Here is an 18,828-nt window from a genome sequence, read left to right on the forward strand (position 1 = left end):
TGAATTGTTATTTTTGTTACCGGTTATGTCCAAGGAAGTTAGCACAGGGTTTATCAGCTGTCCGCAGAAGTGCCCTCAAGTGTCCGCCAATACCCTGCCCTGTCGGGCGCCGAAGGCTTATTTGTATAGTGGCCGGGCGTCCTGAGCGCCGGCGGTGCGCCCAAACACAATAATAATGAGGACGGACATGAACCCGAACCGTGCGACATTCCCTCTGCGCCTTGCATTGATGCTGGTTGCCAGCGCCGCGACTTTACCGGCACTGGCGACCGAAGCCGGCGTCGACAACATCGGCACCGGCACCGACGGGTTCTTCATGCTGCCGCTGGAAGTCGACAGCCTTCCGCAGAACATGGTCGCGTTCAACCTCTACTACAACCATTACAAGGCACGGAAGCTCAACATCAGCTCGTTGGGCGGCAAGGTGCCGAATGTCGAAATCGAATCCACAGCAGTCATCCCGCGTCTCGATTACCTGAGCCCGGTGCGGATTTTCGGCGGGCGTCTGGCTGGCTATATCGCCCAACCGTGGCTGAAACAGGAAGTCTCGGCGTTCGGCCTCAGCGACACCCGTGAAGGCATGGGCGACACCACCATCGCGCCGATCATCCTGTGGGACATGGGCAAGAACCTGACCCTCGGCGCCGCCGTGGAAATCACCGTGCCCACTGGCGAATACAGCGTCGATCGGCTGGCCAACACCAGCAACAATTTCTACACCTACAAGCCGCTGTTCTCCTTCACCTGGCTGCCGACCGAGCGCAGCGAGGTGTCGATGAAAACCACTTACAGCTTCAACGAAAAGAACAAGGACACCGACTACAAGTCCGGGCAGATTTTCCACTTCGATTATTCCGCCAGCTACAAGCTCACCGACGACCTGATGCTCGGCATCAACGGCTATTACCTCAAGCAGACCACCGACGACAAACAGTTCGGCCACACCGTGCAGTTTGCTGGCGAGGATGTGAATGATGGCGTACGCGGGCAAGTGTTTGCGATTGGGCCGGCGCTGCATTTCACCTTTCTCAAATACGCCAGTGCGGAGATTCGCTGGGCCAAGGAATTTGATGTGGAGAATCGGCCGGAGGGGGAAATGTTGTGGGCGAAGGTGAGTATTCCGTATGCGTTCTGAGCACATTTGTAGGAAAGCGCTCCCGAATTTGTAGGCTGAAAACCTGAAAAACGCTGGGGTGGAATACGCCTACAGGGGCGGTCGAAATTGCCGGATAACTGTGGGAAACGTCCGGCAGATTTGCCGGGGACGCTTGCAGATACTGGGCTCCGTTACCCCATAGTTCCTCAAGGGCTCATGGGGTGCATCGTCTGCCAGTGACGACAATGGGCCATTCCCCCCTTAGACTGCCGAGATTGATCACGGAGATCACTATGAGCATATTACTTTCCCCGTTTTACTCTGACTTCGACTCCGAAGAAGAGGCAGAGAGCTACGATCGCTGGTTTCGTGCAGAGGTACAGGAGGCACTCGATGATCCTAGTCCTGGTATTCCCCATGATGAAGCTATGGCAATGCTCGACCAGATGCTGGAAGAGATACGCAGGAAGCGCCGCGCTGCTGCTTGAATGGAGCAGTAAGTCCTCACGTCAACTGGCTGACATCTTCAAATACATCGAGCAACAAAACACCAACGCTTCAATTTCGCTAAGACACAAAGTTGGTGCAGCAGCACAGCGACTTTCATCAATACCTTATGGTTACCGACCTGGTCGAGTGCCTGGCACGCGCGAAATGGTGATTCATCCGAACTATCTGCTGGTCTATCGAGTGAATGGGCGCATCAGAATACTGAGGGTGCTTCACGCCCGACAAAAATACCCTTCAACTTCATCAACATAAAAAAGGGCGGCCAATCGGCCGCCCAAAGTACTACACGAGAGTCCTTTACAACGTCAGCTGCCCCCGCTCCTCCTCGGTCAGCTGCTGTTTCGCCTGTTCATCCAGTGCCCCCGCCCCCAGCACTTGCACCGGGCTGTTCGGGTTGTAACCCGGCGTCGGCGCGCGGCTGGCGCCGTCACGCGATGGCGCCAGTTGCTCATTGCCAAAACTCAAGACCTGCACGCTGAACACCGAAGCCTGATTCTGCCGCGCCGCCGCTTGCTGCTGACGAGCCACGTCTTCCGCCGCTTGCGTGGCTGAGGATGCGGCAGAACTGGCCGAAGTAATCGCGCCAGTGTTGACCGCCGACACCACCGGTACGCCGGTCGCTTTGCCTTGCACCGAAATGTTCGCCGCGTTGACCACCGTCAATGCCGCAATGTTGACGTTGCCCGAGACGCGAATCCCCGCCTCCCCCGCGTCGATGGTGCCGAGCGGCGCGATCAGGTCGATGTCGCCCGGCGCGACTTCGGCAATCGGGTTTAGCGTGGCGATACCGGCGCCGGTGCTCGGCACCGACGGCGACAGCGTGACGTTGCCCCATGTGTCGTATACGCGTTTCGGCGGGGTGTAGACCACGGTGGTTTTCGAGCCGCGACCGGCGTTGATGTCGCCCTCGGCCGACCAACCCAAAATCGAGCCGCCGAACGTCGTCATGATCCGGCTCTGGCCGAGCAAAATGCTGCCCTGCGAATATAGCTGAATGTTGCCCGAACCTTGAGTGATGATCCCCGCCGTGGATGGCGGTGCCGCGCCTTCGATGCCAAACACCTGACCGCCGCCCGGTGTAAGCATCTGAATGTCGCCGCCAAACAGCGTCTTGACCCCGGCGCCACCGTATAGGGTGATGTCGCCGTCGTAGCGAATCGGATTGCCCGCCACATCGGTACTCGGGAACAGCGCCGCAATGGTGTTACGACCGCGCAGATAACTGCCGCTGCGCGGGCCGTCGGCGTCGTTGTATTCGAGGCCGCCGGCACGCAATTCGGCGAAGTACACCTGACGGGCGAAGATCGCTTGCGCACTGCTCGGCAGCGCGGCGAAGAAAGCTTGCGCCTGCTCTGCGTTACCACTGAAGCCGTAACCGAGGGTCAGCCAGCTCTGCAACTCGTCGAGGTAGTTCTTCACCACTTTGCCTGGTTGCGCGATCAGAGAAGCGTCCGCACGCGCCACGTTGTCCGGACGCAAATAACGCTCGATGAACCGAGCGTAATCCGGCCCCTTCGCGCCCACCCCAGCCTGCAATACCACGCTCGCACCGGGACGGCTGTCGCCCGACAACACCGGCCCGAGACTGGTGATACCGGCGCGATCCTCCATCAGGATGTTGCGTCCGGCGTTGATGTCCAGAACGCCCGGACCGGCGATATCGAAGCTGCTGTAGAGAATGTCGCGGCCGGCCGAAACCCGCGACACATCGGTCGGCCGGTCGTGGATGAACAAGTTGCCGGTGGAACTGATCGTTTGATTACCTTGGCCCATCCCGTCATTCGGTACAGCCGTTGGTTTGCCCAGATCGGTGCCCGAGGCGACGATATCGCGACCGGCGACCATCCACACCGGGCCGGCCGCTTCATACCAGTTGCGCTGTGGTACGCCGAACAGACTGAACGTCAATGTTTCGCCACTGCGCACCCCGACCAGATCCCCGGTCAAGGCATAGAACCGCGCAGGCCCTTGCACGCCACTCGAACCCGAGTAGCTATTGGCGCCAAAAGCAAACAACGGGTAACGCACGTTGCGGTCCGTGGTCACGCCGTCAGCACTGTTATTGCTGATGATCGGTTGGCTGGCAGTGTGACTGGCAAATCCGTTGAAGGACGGCGCAAACGGCGTGGCCAGCGCCGCAGGACTGGCCCCGGACTGATTGATCGCGTAACCGCCGGCGTAAATCGAATGGCCTGCCAGCAGATCCAGCTGACCCGAGTTGGACGGCGCCAGCAATAACGAGTAGTCCACCAACGGCGGCGCATTGCCCGGGCTATAAACGGCCGATGGTCCCGCATAAATCGAGCCTTGCGCCGCCACCGCACGCAGGATCGATGGATAAACGAAGCGACCGTCAGTGGGCGATGTATTGAATCGCGAAGTCAGTTGTTCGGCCAATTGCGTGCTTGGAGTCAGGTTGCCCCCGGCCGAAAACAGATCGATCGCGGTGTGATCGGTCCACAGCGAGAAACCGCTCAAGCCACCACCCGCATGGGCCACCCCACTGGCGTCGGTAAATGGCGTGGAGTTCTGCAAGCGCACTCGCCCGGGGTCTGCGGCACCGCCCACTACCAGATCACCACGGGTGCTCAGGCGCATCGCCGAATCACCCGGAATCAGTACCAGACCGCCGGAGGCACTGCTCAGGGTCGAGTTGAACGGGTCGTAGGCGCGAGCCTCGCGCGGATCCTGATCCTTGGCAAACGCGCCGTAGTGCAGATTGACTCCGCCCAAGGCACTGGCGCTGATTTGCGCCGCACCACGCAGGTTGATAACGGCGCCTTGCAGATCGTGGCGCGGTACTTCCGTTCCGGTTTCCCCGGCACGGGCCTGCAGCGACGGATTAAGCGACCCTCCCAGGCGCATGTCGATATCGCCGCCGCCGGTCAATTGCAGGCTGCCATCACTGCCCACTCGTCCAGTGCTGCCGACTGCAACGATTAGACCCTGGCCACGCGGATAGCGATTGGTACGACCATCACCCACCGCATTGAGCATGCCGCCGTCCGCACCGGCACGCAGGCTGATGTTACCGCCGCCAAGGGTGCCGAAACCGGTGAAACCCAGCAGATACGGTTCGGCACTCTTGCCCGACTCCGGCAGGGGCTGACTTGCATAGCTGCCGAAGTTGATCCACCAGGCAGTTGGTACATCATCGTTACCACTGCCCTGGCGCCACAGCCAGTTGCCCACCGCAACGCTCGGAACCTGCTCACGGGTATCCATGGTGATGCCGGCCTGGCGTTGCCCGACGACATCGCCCGAAACCGAACCACCGGCGCCGATCGTGAGATTGCCGCCCTGTTGCGGATACCAGGCTTGATACAAGCTGTCGCTGCCGCCGTTGACCCACTTCTCGTTGTCACTGCCAGCGCTGCCCAGTACCGAGCCATCGTCCGACAGACGACCGCGAGGCTGGTTGTAACGTGGATCAACGTCGCTGGACTGCGTACCGGCGGTATACACGCCGAACGGCGAAGCCATGCTCAGATTGCCAGCGGCCAACACGTCCAGATCAGCGGCGCCCGTGCGCAACACACTGAACATTTGCGTATGGCTGGCAACCGTGGTGCCGCCTACGTTGGCAGCGCAATACGCCGGGTCAATATCACACCAGTACAGATCGTCGTCGCTGACTGGCGAGCCGGCCGGCGCGCCCATCGGATTGCCATCCGTCCACAGGAACTTGGCGGGCGCTATGCAGGCACCGGGGTTTTGATCGCACTTGTACAGATCTTCGTCTTTGACGACCTCGCCGGGCGTCTGCCCCAACCCATTATTTTCGGCCCAGACGGTATCGAGTTTTTTGGTAGAGATCAGCATCCCGTAGTGAGTGTCCGCCAGACGCAAGTGACCCTCGCTGGTCAACGGCTTCACGCTGCGACTGTCGGCAGCGTCAAGGTCTGCCCCCGCCACCACACGCATCGACCACGACGTGCTGCCGGCCGGCAGCATGCTCGCCACCGCCCAGTTGCGCCCCTGTTGCGTGCCGTTCAACGGGCGCAGGTCGATGAATACCGTGCCGTCGGCCAGCACCACGTCAGTCATCGACGGAATCAGCGAGCCGCGCAGCAGCTCCAGTGATCCGCTGAGCTTCACGCCAACGACACTGTTATCGGCGAAGGCGCCTGGCAGCGGCACGCCTTTGGGCCAGAGCATGGCTTGCATTTCGGTCGCTGCGTTCAGGCGAATGCCGGCACCCAGGCGGCTGCCTGCCGGCAGCGTCACGCTGTCGCCGAGCAAGGTACCGGCGGCGTACAGCAGATTGCCCGATGCGTCGTGCACCGCACCTGCCAACACCGTTCCGGCGTTCAACGTGTAAGGCCCGGCCAGAGTTCCCTCGGTCGGCAACAGTGTGCCGCTGACCAGAGTCGTCGCTTGAATCGGCAAGTCGTAATTGAGCGTCGTGCCCTGAGGAAAGAGCGTGCCTTCTGCGAGCGTCACGCCCGCGCCAGGCACGATCAGATCGCCGCCAAACGGCTGCACGCCCGGCACCAGTTTCCAGCCGGCGTCGTCGACGGTTTCCGGCGGCGGTGCGAAACCGTCGTTGATGCTGCCGTAGATATCGAGATTGCCGCCAGCGCGGATCACCAGGCTGCCGGACTCGCCGGAACCGTACACCGCGGTTTTCTGCGTATGCGGATTGAGGCTGGCGTAGCGGTAGCCGGACAGGTCCACATCGCCCTGCACGACGAGGTCGCCATCAGCGCTGTGACTGGCGATTTCCACGCCGGGCCGCAAATGCAAGGCATCGGCGTATGCCGCATTGTTTAGTCCGGCCAGTTTGCGTTGCAGCAAATCGCTGTTAGCCAGTGCGGCATCGATGAATGCGCTGCTATCGCCGTGAATGCGCTCCAGATACGCCTGATCGATCACTTGATACGGCCGACCGCTCGCCACGGGATCAACACCATCGGCGGCATCGGTGTAGCGTCGGGTGGCGTTGAGGCCGATCGAGCGTGCGCCTTGAATGTCCAGCGCACCGCTGGCGTCGATGGCGATATCAGCGCTGCCGATGCGTGGTGCATTCAGCTCCAGCGTGCCACGCGGCAAGCCATCGTTTTGTCCTGCCAGAGTGCCCAGCGGCGCGTCGGTGCCGTGGCGCAAATCGAAGCGTGCGCCGGAAGCCAAAGTCAGTATGCCGTCGCCGGAATTGAGCTCAACCATCGCCCGGTTCGGCGCATCGATGATCTTGCCGTAGCTGTCGATCCGCAACACGCGGCCATGTGCGTCGAGCACGGCATTGCCGGCCACGCTCAGGCCGTTTTTGCCGGACAGGCGAATGCTGCCGACCCGTTCGCCACTGGCGTCGATCAAACCGTTCACGGTCAGGCTGCCATTGTCCAGCGAGACATTTACCTCGCCGGCCTTGAGCCCGTCACCGATCAGCAGATCGCCCTGTTTGAGCTGGAAGCTGCGGCTGCCAAACACCTGTCCGGCGTTCAGGCGCTGATTGAGCGACGCAAACGCCTCGTCCAACTCACTGCCCAAGCGCTGCGCACGAATGTCCACGCCCGCAGATTTGTACGGCACCAGCGTGCCACCGGCATCGTAATAACCACTGCTGGCGCCAAAGATCTCGCCTTGCAGATCGACCATGCCCGCATCCGCCGCCAGCGCCACGGCGCTCAGATTGCCGGCCTGGTTGTTGCGCGCCGACAGGTCTATGCGCGAGCCACTGGCCTGACGAATGTTGCCACCGTTGCTGTACAGCGCCACGTCGCCGCCCCAGCTGTACTTGCTGATGTCGTTGAACGGCAAGGTGCGCCCGGCCATGTCCAACTGCGCGGATGCGGTCAAGGTCAGATCGTCCTCGGACTTGACTACCAGTTTGCCGCTGGCCAGTGCAATGCGGCCGTCGAGCAACACGTTGCGCGCTTCAAGCGTCAGCTCCGCGCCAAGGGCGTCGGCCAGCGCCGAATTCGCCGCGCCGCTCAACGTCAGGTTGCCGCCCGTCTTGAGCAGATTGACCGAGGCCGCTTCACCGGTGAGCAACGGCGTGCGCAGGTTGAGGTTGCCGCCGCTGTAGGCGTAGCCGTTCAGCGGATCGTAAACGCCTTGCGTCTGATACACCGCCAGACTGCCCTTGTGATTGGCGGTGATACGCTCGCTGGCAATCAGATTGACGTTGCTGAAACCCAGTGCCAGACGATTGTTCTGATCCAGCCCATTGGGTTGCGGGTTCGGGCCATAGCCGAACTCGATGCGTTGCGCCTCGACATTGAGTGTGCCGCGACCCGTACCGGCACCACCGCTGGCCACCGCCCCCGGCGCCTGAGTCGCGCCGTTCCAGATCAGGTTGGCGGTACGAATGGTCGCCACATCGCTGGCTTCGCCCAAGCCATAAATGGCCGGAGTGGCAAGTACCAGGTTTTGCAGACGACTGACGCCGGTCTGTGGGTCGAGCGTATCGAGGGTGACGTTACCGAAGAAGTTGAACGAGTCGCGGGTGGTCAGGCTCAGGGTTTCCAGAGCCGGGGCAGCGAATTGCGTGTCACCGCGCAGCAGACGGTCAAGCACGTTCTGGTTCAGGGTCAGGCCACTCGGCACGCGACCGGCCGCCGCCAGCGCCTCGGCGCTACCAGCATTGACTGCACCCACCGCGAGGGACAGGTGACGGGTACCGAAGCGCACGGACTCGTTCAGTTCGAACTGCTTGTCGGTGGCGGCAGTAATGCTGCCGTTGGAATAGAGCTGCGTTGACGCGGTGCACGCCTGTGCTGCGCAAGTGCCGATGCGGATGCTGCCGGCCCCGTCGATATCGTTCCCGACCGCGGGTGCGAGCATGTTGGTCCAGCCATTGGACACCATCAACAGACTGGCGGCGCCCGGCTCATAAATGAAGCCATCCGTGGAGTCGTAAGGCGCGTCACCGCGGCCGAGCGTGTTGATGCCCGCCCCCGCTTCAAGGGTGATACCGCCGCTCGCGCTGGTGGTGCGCAATATCACTTCCGGTGCGGACAACATTGCCCCGTTGCGCAGGATGATGTTGGAAGCATCACCGACAAACCGGATGAAGTTACCCGTCGAGCCGTATTCAACCGTCGGCGTCGCGCCGAGGGTCAGACGACCCGCATTCAGCCGATTTAGGCTGTCGGCATACAGCGAAATGCCGGCAAAGTCTGGCGTGCGCGACTGGCCCTGAGCGAGTACTTCAAATTCCCCTCCGGTCACAACAGCGGTCCCGGCCACGCCGCCTGCGCTCGGGGCAAACAGTGCCCGGCCCTGGAAATTCAGGCCAATGGCGTGCTGATCGCCGGCAACCAGTTGCAGCTTGAGCATCTTCGCATCCATCGGTGCCAAGGCACGCGGCACGCCACGCCGGGCGGCATCGCTCTGCACGAACTGGGTGAAACTGGTTTCGTTGTACTGCGAATAGCGGCGTAACACATCGGCCGACGTCAGGATCACTTGACTGGCCAGACTGTCGCGCAGACCGCTGTTGGCGATCGACATCAACCCCGAACCGGCCCACGAGCCATTGCGCATTTTCAGCGCAGCGCCGGTCGCGCCCGGTGTCGCCTGAGCATTGACTTCGACCCGGAACGCTCCCGGCAACAAGGCAAAGGTCGAGGGCAGCAAGGTGTAGGTGCCGGCCGCGAGGCCCGGAACGCCGGCACCGATGGTGATCTGTTGGCCGAGCCGCGGATCGCTGGCACCGGCCTCTGCGAGCACCGGAGCAAAGGCACTCTGATTGCCCGGCACAATGGCGTACACCGGATTGCTGCTAAGCCCCGGCAAGCTGAAAGTGCCGTCGCTGGCATTGCGTACCAACGGACTGAAGCGGGCATCGGTAGAGCCGCCACGCCCGGAGACAAAACCGCTGCCGCGCAGATCGCCGCCACCGGACAAATCAATCAACGCGCCACTTTGCACATCGACGTACTGGCCGGTAAGAACCACGCCATTCAAGTCTCCGACCACCCCGTTGAGCGCCACCGACTTGCCGTTATAGCGATAGTCGATGCCATCGGTGGTGCCGCCATACGGCATCACCAGGCCAGCGCCGCTGACGGAGGTGACGCTGCCAGGCAACAGATGCAGTTCGTGGGTGTTCATCAGCAGGTTTTCACCGAGCGTGATCAAACCCAGCGGGGCACGAATGACGCCGCCCTGCTCGATTGTCCCGGCCGCCAGCAGCAGGCTGCCAAACGCCGAATAAGGCAGCGCTTGCGGCGCCGGGCCGTGACCGCTGATGCGCAAGGTGCGCTCGAAACCGGCAACCTGGATCGGCCCTTGATAACCGGCGCGGATGTCGGCGGAAACACCGGTCGCAGGGTAAATCTGCGTGGCGCGCAGATTCAGATCGCCAGCGGTCCACAAGCGCGAGCTGCGTTCGTTGTCCGTCGGCGCGAGGAAGCGCATGTCGCCACGGCTGTCGAGGGTGACCTGGTCGAAACCGCGCCGGGTGACCTGACTGGCCGGCGCGCCGAGCTGGGCAATCGAGCCTGCGGTGCCGAACGACAGGGTGTTGCTCAAATCGAGCAGATCGGCCGTGGCGGTGAATTGGGCGTTTGCCACCTGCGTGGTCGGGTTGGCCATGACCCTTGGGCGGATGGCGACATCCGAAGCCAGGTAGAAACCCAATCCCGAAAGGCGCATGTAAGGCGCCGCCAGATTGACACGGGCCGTGTCGCTGGATGCCTCAGCGAGGGAGATCGAGCCAGCGTACAGATTCAGGCTTTGATTCATGCGCAGATCGACATCGCCGGCAAACGTCAGTAAGCCGTTGCTCAACAGGCTCAGGTGGTCAAAACCACCTGACATCAAGTTGTCCGCGCTCAAGCGAGTCTGGCCATAGCGCAGCAACGCAGCACTTTCGCCAGGTTGCAAATCCGCTGGCAACAACGCGCCGCCCGGCCCTTGGCCAATGATGATTTCACGCGGAGCACGCACCTCATTACTCGCCAGGTTGCGGTTGTACAACGGCGCTTCCAGGGCGATTTCGAGGCGCCCACCCGACTTGCCTGCGCCTCCCGCCGCCGCTTTCAACTGGCCGTCAATGAACAAGCCATTGTATGAACTCAAGGCGATGCGGCCGCCATCGGTGGCGACCACGGTCGGCCCGACGCCGGCGATATCCAGCGTCGCTTGCGTCCCGGAGGCATCCAGACGCGCACCGTCACGCACGATCACGTAGGCATCGGCAGAGGTCGCGGTGATCTTCTTCGAGTCGATCTCGCCGCCGACAATGATGCTGCCGCCCTTACCGACCTGACCGTAAACCCGGCCCAGCGTATCGGTGGCAGTGAACGCGCGTCCGGCGACGTCCAGCACCGCGTGTTCACCGATCCAGATCGAACGGTTGTGGGCGATCGGGTCGGCGTTCTGCAGGACGCTGGCCACGTCCATCGAACCAAATTGTTGCTGGCGGATATCAATGGTGCCGCCCCACGCGTTCAATTCACCGTCAACGGTGATCTGTCCGGCACCGCGCAACGTGATGCGTTGACCGGGATCGACGCTGATCCGCGCGCCCTGGCCGACCGACAGCGCGCTACGGGCAGGATCAATCAGGCTGGCTACGCTCGGCCCGGCTTGCAGCGACAGACTGGCACCGCCGCGCTGGGTCAGAACGCCTTTGATCGGGTTTTCCTGAACCAGGCTTGGCGTCCACAACTGCAGCGCGGTGTGTGGATCGACGCCACTGGCCTGACTCGCCGCCGCATCGCCAAAACGGTAGACCGGCATCACTACATCGACTTGCGTACCGTCAGCCACTTGCAGTCCATTCAGACCGGTGACGCTGTACGCGGAAAAACCCTTGCTGAACAGACTTGGCGCCAGTTGCAGGGTGCGCTCGGCCAGTGCATCGCCGGATTCACCGATGCGCACGCTGTTGGCCTGCAGCGTCAGGCTGCCACCGCCCGTCACGCCGTAACCAAGCACCTCACCATCAAGGCGTAGTTGCGCCTGCCCCGGCGCTGTGAGTGCGCTGGATTCGAGGGTCACATCGCCGCCCTTGCCACCACGGGTCTTGCCATTGGCCAACACCGCGCCGCCCGAGGACACGTCCACCAGACTCCTCGCGGCCAGGCTGACGTCACCGCTGCTGCGCACCGACACCAGTCCGCCGTTGATATAGGCGAGGCTGTTCACGTCATTCGGGTTGCTGCGCAGATTGCTCCACAGACCGCGAGTATCCAGTTGCACACCTTCTGCAACCGCCACACTGGCGCGGGTTCCGCTCGGCACAGTGATCCCGGCATTGCCTGCCAGGACATCGCCCAGATGCAGGCTGCCACCCCGCGCGATCAGGTCAGCATTGACCTGAACTTGCGGCCCGAACAGGGTGATATCGCCACCCGCATCAACCGTCACGGTCTGGTTGACGTCGATGGATTGCCTGGCCGAAACCTTCAGCGCGCCAAGGCGAAAGCCGTTGACCAGATCACTGTCGAGAAACAGCTTGCCGAGACGCGCCTGGGCCACGGCATCGCTCAGGCCGGGAACCGTGAGTGCGGCAGCGTGCTCGCCACCGATCTGCACCTGATCAAGCACCGGATTGAGTTCGTACAGCAGACCGCCAGCCGTCGCCGACCAGGCCGGATCGTACTGACCGACGATCAACTGCGCCCGGCGCGCCAGTGCGGTCTGACTCTGCTCATAGCCGTCGAGCACGGCGCGCGGGGTTTGCGTCTGGCGTTCGCCCTGGAACACTTCGCCGACGACTTGGCCATCCACCAGCGCGTTGCGCGTGCCAATCACCAGTTGCCCGGCATCGCGGCCGACGGTATAGCCCGATTCCCGACGCGATCGCGGGGCGATCAGCGGGTTGTAAAACACCTGCGTCTGGCCCCAGCGCTCGCTGCTGTCTTCATAGCCTTTGTACAGCCCGGTGTAGAGCAGATCCCCTGGTGCCCGCGACACTTCATATAAATGCCCATCAGCGCCACGCAACCAGCTCTGGCGGATCTCGCCGCTCTGCACATCGAGGGTGCCGCCGGACAGGTTGATCAGCGAACCTTTCTCGCTCACCACGTCGTTGCCGCTGAAATTCACGCTGCCGCCCTGCGCCATCCACTCTCCGATGCGGTGGCTTTGGGTGCCGAGATAACCACCGACTTCGAGCAATCCGCCGGCGGTGTACCAACGGTCTGTCGCGTAACCATTAGTACCGGCCGGCACGTACACCAGCTCCCGCACATCGACCCAGATATCGTTGCTGTTGAGCGCACCACCCTCACGGTTGAGCGGCGCATCGCGCTGCTCGTTGCCCTGCACATTGATCTTGATGTTGTTGGCTTCCATCGCGACTTTCACGCCAACCGCGCCCGACACATCAATCACAGCACCGTCGCGCACCAGACTGCGGCGCCCTGCCGCCACCGCCACCTGGCCACCGGTGGCCAGCGTGATCGAGCCGTTCTGAAACTCGACACTGCCACCGCTGCCGATCTCTACCCGCGACTGGTCACTGCGAATCCGGTTGTTCGCGCTGACGGCGCTCAGCGCGGCGTCGCGCTGGCTGTCGAGGGCGGTCAGATCGCTGCTGTCGAGCAGGATTGCGGTGACGCTGGCCTGGCCGAGCGTCACGCTGCCATCGGCGTCGGATGCAGGGTTGAGCAAGTGCACGGTGCCCCGGGTCGCCACCGAAGTGCTGGCCAGCAACACGCCGTTCTGCAGCACCTCATGACCGGTCAGGGTGATGTCACCGGTCGCGGCCTGAATCAAGCCGCTGTTGCTGACTTTGCCGGCTACCGCCCCGGCCTTGAAACCAGGTCTGACTTCGTTGCCGAAGGTGGTGGACAGCGCATTGCCTTCGGTGCCCGAACCTTTGCGGATGTAGAAGCGATCACCGGCGCCAAGCACGGTCTGCCCCTTGGGTGTGCTGATACTGCCGTCGTTGTGCACTTCGTTGCCCAACAGCAAGGCATATCCACCCGCGTCGGTGGACAGCGCCGGTTTGTGGGTCTGGATGGAAGCACCACGCTCCACCAGCACCTTGCCGGCGGCGTCAGTGAAGGTCGGCTGGCTGGCGCTACTGTCGAAATACAGACCCCGGTCGCGGAACTGGATGTCGGTGATATTGGCCGCAGCGGCCACCAGATTGCGCACGTTGACCTGGCTGCTGCCGCTGAACACGATGCCGTTGCGGTTGATCAGCATCACCGTGCCGTCGCCCTTGATCTGGCCCTGGATCTGACTGGCGCGCGCGCCCGGATCGTTGACCCGGTTGAGCACCGCCCAGTTTGCTTGTTGAGCGAATTCGACCGTGGTGTTACGCCCGACGTTGAAGGTTTCCCAGTTGAGAATCGCTTTGTCGGCGGTCTGCTCGATCTTCACCGTGGTCTTGCCGTCAGCCTGGGTTTGCTGCGGGCCTTTGGCGTTCTGCCAACCCTGCGCAAGGCTGTTATCGACCTGCAAACCACCCGCGCCCAGACCATCCGGCACCAACTGGACTGAACCCAAGGCTGCCGCACGTCCGGCTGCTTGTGCGGCCTGCTGCGCCGCAATCGCCGCCACGGTGTTGTTGAGGGTCTGCAATGAGCGCTGCAGTTGCTGATTGGCTCGCTGTTGCTGGGCGAGCGGTGGCGTCATCCCCGGCAATCCGCCAACACTTGGCCGCGCGGCCGCTGCCTGCTGTGCGGCACCCTTGGCCGCAAACCATCCCGAATTGAACGCCGTTTGCGCCTGCGCACTGCCCGCCACCAGACACAACGCCACCGCGTGTGCCAGTGGCTTGAGCAGCCACAGCGCCGGATCGGCTAGCTCACGCTTGAGCATCTGGGCACGGGTACTGCGACGGGATGGGCGAGCGAGCATCACTACGAGATCCTTTTTGATTGCCACACGAAGCTGCAGGCCAAGCAAAAACCTGCTGTTACGACATAGGCAGTTGGCGAGGGGCACGACCGAACGGATGTCACACAATCTTCATGATCGGGGTGTAAATCGGCGAAAAAAAACAGCAGCCCGAGGGCTGCTGTCTTTGGGTCCAGCTTGAAACAATCCTTACAAAGGACGACCAACAGCGTTGCACACGCTGGTGTTGTTGATGTCCAGGTTGTAGCCGGTGGAGTTGGTGACGAAGTTGGCGGTCACTGCAGTTTTCCAGCCAGTTGGAACCGGGATGAAGCCGTGAGCGGCGGTAGCCGCAGCGTTACCCGGAGTGCTGTAGTGCTGGGTCAGGAACGCTTTGACATCAGCGGCCACGGCTGCGTCCTTGTAGCACTGGCCGAAGATGAAGTTGGTGTAGGCAGCCATTGCATAACCGCTGGTTGGGTTGGCAACTACTGGAGACCACTTGGCCGGGTCGGCAGCGGTGACTGCGGTGGCTGGTACCGGGACCGATGCCAGTGCAGCGTTGACGTTGGCGCTGGTTGGCTGAACGCCGTTGATGCGGGCAACAACAGCGTTGCTCGAAGCGTTGACACCGTCCGGACCGACATAACCGATGGAGCCGTCAACCGCGTTTACCGCAGTGGCAACGTCAGAGGTGTTGACCACGCCTACCCAGTTGGACGGCACAGCGGAACCCGCTGGCAGACGTGCGTTGGTGAAGGTGGTGCTGACCGCGAATTTGGTCGGGCAGATCGAGTTCAGGTGACGGCTGAGGATTTCGGTGGTGCCGCTCGAAGCGGTGCGATAAACAACGCGGATTGGCGTGGTGTCGGAGGTACCCAACAGCGCGCCCCAGGTAACCTTGGTGCCCGACAAGGCGTCACACAGCTGAGCACTGGTCAGGTTGAGGGTGGTGTTGCCGGCTTTTTTGTAAGGGATGGCCACCGAAGTCGCTACCGATGGCAGCTGAATCAGCGGACCGAACGACGCACCAAAGTTAGTGGCGTAGGTGCTCAGTTCGTTAGCGCTGAGAATCGAGTCGCTGGCGGCGAAGTGCACAGTACCGGTGGTGCCGAACTGCGAAGCGGTGTTGGTCAGGAAAGCACTTTTGCCGATGCCGCTACCGGTTACAGCGTAGCTGAAGTTGGCAGGCAGAATGCTGTTGGCAGAGCCTTTGTACAGAGCGGCAGGCAGTGAAGCGCCACCACCGGTTACGGCCATGGCCTGGGCGGATGCCAGAGCGGCGACAGTCAGTGAGGCTGCGATCAGAGTGCGCTTGAACATGAAGAATCTCCTTTTCAACTCGGTTTTTTGGAACACAGGGATGGTTGCGTCGCACTGAGAAATTCGCAGTTTCCGGTGACAGATAAAGGAAAAAACCTCGGGAGCTGCGAGGTGATTTTCGGCGGGTTTTCTCGGGTGTTTGCGCGGATCGGCGCTGCGTCTGGAGCAGGCTTTTGGCGGGGATCGGCCACAGGCCTTGAAGGGCCGTTGCAGATGACACAAAGGTGAACCCGAGGATGGCTGGATCGGCGCTCGGGAGATGCTCAGACCGGTGAAAAAGAACTGAGAAAATCAGTGTTGAATCTGGCCCCTTCGCGAGCAAGCTCGCTCCCACAATAATTTGCAGCGCTCACAAAAACTGTGGGAGCGAGCTTGCTCGCGATGAGGTCAATCCAGACAACATCAAATCAACAGACACACCGCTATTGCACCAGTTGATTGATCTCGATAATCGGCAACAGCACCGCCATCACAATCACCAGCACCACCGCGCCCATCACCACAATCATCAGCGGCTCAAGCAATGCAGTCATGCCCATCGCCCGACGCTCGATATCGCGCGACAGGGTTTGCGCCGCGCGCTCAAGCATCGGCGGCAACGCACCGGTTTTCTCGCCACTGGCGATCAAGTGAATCAGCACCGGCGGAAACACGTTCTCCACGCGCAGCGCCGCCGCGAGATTCACGCCCTCGCGCACCTTGGCCGTGGCCTCGCTGACGCTCAGGCTCAGGCGCTCGTTGGACAAGGTTTGTCGCGCCGCTTCCAATGCTCTTAATAAAGGCACACCCGCACCGCCGAGAATCGCCAGCGTCGAGGCAAAACGCGCAGTGTTCAGGCCAAGAATGAAACGCCCGATCAAAGGCAACTTGAGCACCCGATGATGCCAGGCCAAGCGCGCCGCCGGGTTGCGCAGATACAAGCGCCAACTCCAGAAAGCCCCCGCCATGACCGCCGCACACAACCAGCCCCAACTACGAATGAAATCACTCGCGGTGAGCATCGCCAGCGTCAGCCCCGGCAGATCCTGGCGCGCCTGGGAAAACGCGCTGACCACCTGCGGCACCACGTAGCTCAACAGAAAGATCACGATGCCAATCGACACCAGTCCGACCACGCCGGGATAAATGAATGCAGTGAGAATCTTGCCGCGCAGGTTGTTGCGCTCCTCGATGTAATCCGCCAGCCGTTCCATCACCTGCGCCAGATCGCCAGACTCCTCTCCCGCCGCAATCAACGCCCGATAGATCTCAGGAAAATCCCGTGGTCGCGCCGCCAACGCCTCAGCCAGCCGCATACCGCTACGCACATCCGCGCGCACGCCGCTAAGGGTATGCGCGATATGTTTTTTCTCGGCCTGCTCGACGGTGGCGCTCAGCGCGGCTTCCAGCGGCAGGCTGGCGCCGAGCAGGCTCGACAGCTGCCGAGTTGCCCAAGCCAGATCGTTATCCGAGAGCTTGGCGCTGAACATTCCCCCGCTGCTCTGGTTGGACACATTGCTTTCTTTGGCCACCGACAACGCGGTCAGACCCCGGCCGCGCAACACGCCAAACGCGGCGCTCTGGCTTTCGGCCTCCAAGTGCCCGGATTCGATCTTGCCGTTGGCGTCGGCGGCTTCAAAACGGTAGCGATTCATCAGGCGTCCCGTGTCACACGGAGGATTTCTTCGGGAGCGGTGGCGCCACTGCGAATCCAGCGCTCACCGTCCTCGCGCAGGCTGAACATCCCGGCCTTGTTCGCCGCCGCACGCAAGGCCTGCTCCCCTGCCCCTTGGTGAATCAGGGTGCGAATGTCGTCGTCGATGCAGAACAATTCGTGGATGCCGGTGCGGCCGCTGTAGCCGGTCTGGTTGCACGACGCGCAGCCGACCGGGCGCCAGGTTCCGGGCGCTGTCGGGTCTTCTTGCTTGCAGTGATTGCACAGCCGTCGCACCAGCCGCTGCGCCAAAACCCCGAGCATGGAAGACGCGAGCAGAAACGGCTCGACGCCCATGTCGATCAGGCGATTGACCGCCGACACCGCGTCGTTGGTGTGCAACGTTGCCAGCACCAAGTGACCGGTGAGCGAGGCCTGCACCGCGATCTGCGCGGTTTCCAGATCGCGGATTTCGCCGATCATGATGATGTCCGGGTCCTGCCGCAAAATCGCGCGCAACGCGAGGGCAAAGGTCATGTCGATCTTGGCGTTGACCTGAATCTGGCTGATCCCCGGCAGGTCATATTCGACCGGATCTTCGACGGTGAGGATGTTGCTGGTACTCGCGTCGAGTCGCGCCAGTGCCGCGTAAAGGCTGGTGGTTTTGCCGCTGCCGGTTGGGCCGGTGACCAGCACGATGCCGTGGGGCTGGCGGATCAGGTGATCAAGTTTGGCCAGCACTTGTGCGTCCATGCCCAGAGTTTCCAGATGCAGACGTCCGGCCTGTTTGTCGAGCAAGCGCATGACCACGCGTTCACCGTGGCCGGTGGGCACGGTGGAGACACGAATATCGATTGGCCGCCCCGCCACCCGCAACGCGATGCGACCATCCTGCGGCAGACGTTTTTCGGCGATGTCGAGTTGCGCCATGATCTTGATCCGCGACACCAGCGCGCCGTGCAGCGCTTTGCGCGGTGAAACCACGTCACGCAACGTGCCATCGACGCGATAGCGCACCACCGAATGGGTTTCGAACGGTTCGATGTGAATGTCACTGGCCTCGTCGCGCGCCGCTTGCGTGAGCAAGGCGTTGATCATGCGGATCACCGGGGCGCCGTCCTGGGTGTCGAGCAGGTCGGTGATTTCCGGCATGTCCTGCAGCATGCGGTCGAGATCGACTTCGTTCTCCGCCGCGCCGACCACCGCTGCCGCACTGCCGGTGTCAGCGTAAGCCGCCGCGAGCAGGCCGTCGAGTTCATCATCCCGCACCCGCTCGACCCGCGCCGGGCCGAACTGACGGCGCACTTCGCTGATCGACCAACCGGGCGTAGACGGGCACACAATCAACACCCCGTCCCGCAACAAAATCCGCTGCGCCTTGGCCCAGACATAAGGCAAAACACTCATCCTCCAACCTCCACACAATCCCCTGTGGCGAGGGGATTCATCCCCGTTGGTCTGCGCAGCAGACCCAAATCCTGCCAACCGGGTTTCCCTGATACACCGCGTGCAGAGGATTTGC

Annotated in this window: 7 protein-coding genes; 3 read left to right on the forward strand and 4 right to left on the reverse strand. The window is 62.1% G+C overall.

Annotated features, from left to right (window positions below; translation table 11 throughout):
• Positions 1-187: 187 nt before the first annotated feature.
• The 3 genes from ACOI8A_RS01250 to ACOI8A_RS01260 all read left to right on the forward strand — a co-directional run bounded on the left by ACOI8A_RS01250 (position 188) and on the right by ACOI8A_RS01260 (position 1,858).
• Positions 188-1,135, forward strand: a complete 948-nt coding sequence (locus ACOI8A_RS01250; RefSeq protein ID WP_420649209.1) for a SphA family protein — start codon at positions 188-190, stop codon at positions 1,133-1,135.
• 254 nt (positions 1,136-1,389) lie between these two features.
• The gene (locus ACOI8A_RS01255) at positions 1,390-1,584 is read left to right on the forward strand and encodes a stability determinant (protein WP_420651247.1); all 195 of its coding nucleotides are present in this window, start codon (positions 1,390-1,392) and stop codon (positions 1,582-1,584) included.
• On the forward strand, positions 1,574-1,858 hold the full coding sequence (locus ACOI8A_RS01260) for a type II toxin-antitoxin system RelE/ParE family toxin (protein ID WP_420649780.1): 285 nt from the start codon (positions 1,574-1,576) through the stop codon (positions 1,856-1,858). The genes ACOI8A_RS01255 and ACOI8A_RS01260 overlap by 11 nt, the downstream gene beginning before the upstream one ends.
• Positions 1,859-1,903: 45 nt before the next feature.
• Here ACOI8A_RS01260 and ACOI8A_RS01265 read toward each other — a convergent pair whose 3' ends face one another.
• The 4 genes from ACOI8A_RS01265 to gspE all read right to left on the reverse strand — a co-directional run bounded on the left by ACOI8A_RS01265 (position 1,904) and on the right by gspE (position 18,713).
• Positions 1,904-14,371, reverse strand: coding sequence for a filamentous haemagglutinin family protein (locus ACOI8A_RS01265; RefSeq protein ID WP_420649768.1), 12,468 nt, complete (start codon positions 14,369-14,371; stop codon positions 1,904-1,906).
• 189 nt (positions 14,372-14,560) lie between these two features.
• Positions 14,561-15,673, reverse strand: a complete 1,113-nt coding sequence (locus tag ACOI8A_RS01270) for a substrate-binding domain-containing protein (RefSeq protein ID WP_420649767.1) — start codon at positions 15,671-15,673, stop codon at positions 14,561-14,563.
• A gap of 422 nt (positions 15,674-16,095) precedes the next feature.
• On the reverse strand, positions 16,096-17,307 hold the full coding sequence (gene gspF / locus ACOI8A_RS01275; protein WP_420649766.1) for a type II secretion system inner membrane protein GspF: 1,212 nt from the start codon (positions 17,305-17,307) through the stop codon (positions 16,096-16,098).
• A complete protein-coding gene (gspE, locus tag ACOI8A_RS01280; RefSeq protein ID WP_420649765.1) occupies positions 17,307-18,713 on the reverse strand; it encodes a type II secretion system ATPase GspE in 1,407 nt (468 codons plus the stop codon). The genes gspF and gspE overlap by 1 nt, the downstream gene beginning before the upstream one ends.
• Between the last annotated feature and the right edge of the window lie 115 nt (positions 18,714-18,828).

Origin of the sequence: Pseudomonas sp. P4795 (genome assembly GCF_048822895.1) — a bacterium.
Taxonomy (GTDB): Bacteria; Pseudomonadota; Gammaproteobacteria; order Pseudomonadales; family Pseudomonadaceae; genus Aquipseudomonas.

Coding starts and splice junctions, on each gene's coding strand:
- ACOI8A_RS01250 (WP_420649209.1), top strand. CDS start 188: ATGAACCCGAACCGTGCGACATTCCCTCTGCGCCTTGCATTGATGCTG.
- ACOI8A_RS01265 (WP_420649768.1), bottom strand. CDS start 14,371: ATGCTCGCTCGCCCATCCCGTCGCAGTACCCGTGCCCAGATGCTCAAG.
- gspE (WP_420649765.1), bottom strand. CDS start 18,713: ATGAGTGTTTTGCCTTATGTCTGGGCCAAGGCGCAGCGGATTTTGTTG.
- gspF (WP_420649766.1), bottom strand. CDS start 17,307: ATGAATCGCTACCGTTTTGAAGCCGCCGACGCCAACGGCAAGATCGAA.
- ACOI8A_RS01270 (WP_420649767.1), bottom strand. CDS start 15,673: ATGTTCAAGCGCACTCTGATCGCAGCCTCACTGACTGTCGCCGCTCTG.
- ACOI8A_RS01255 (WP_420651247.1), top strand. CDS start 1,390: ATGAGCATATTACTTTCCCCGTTTTACTCTGACTTCGACTCCGAAGAA.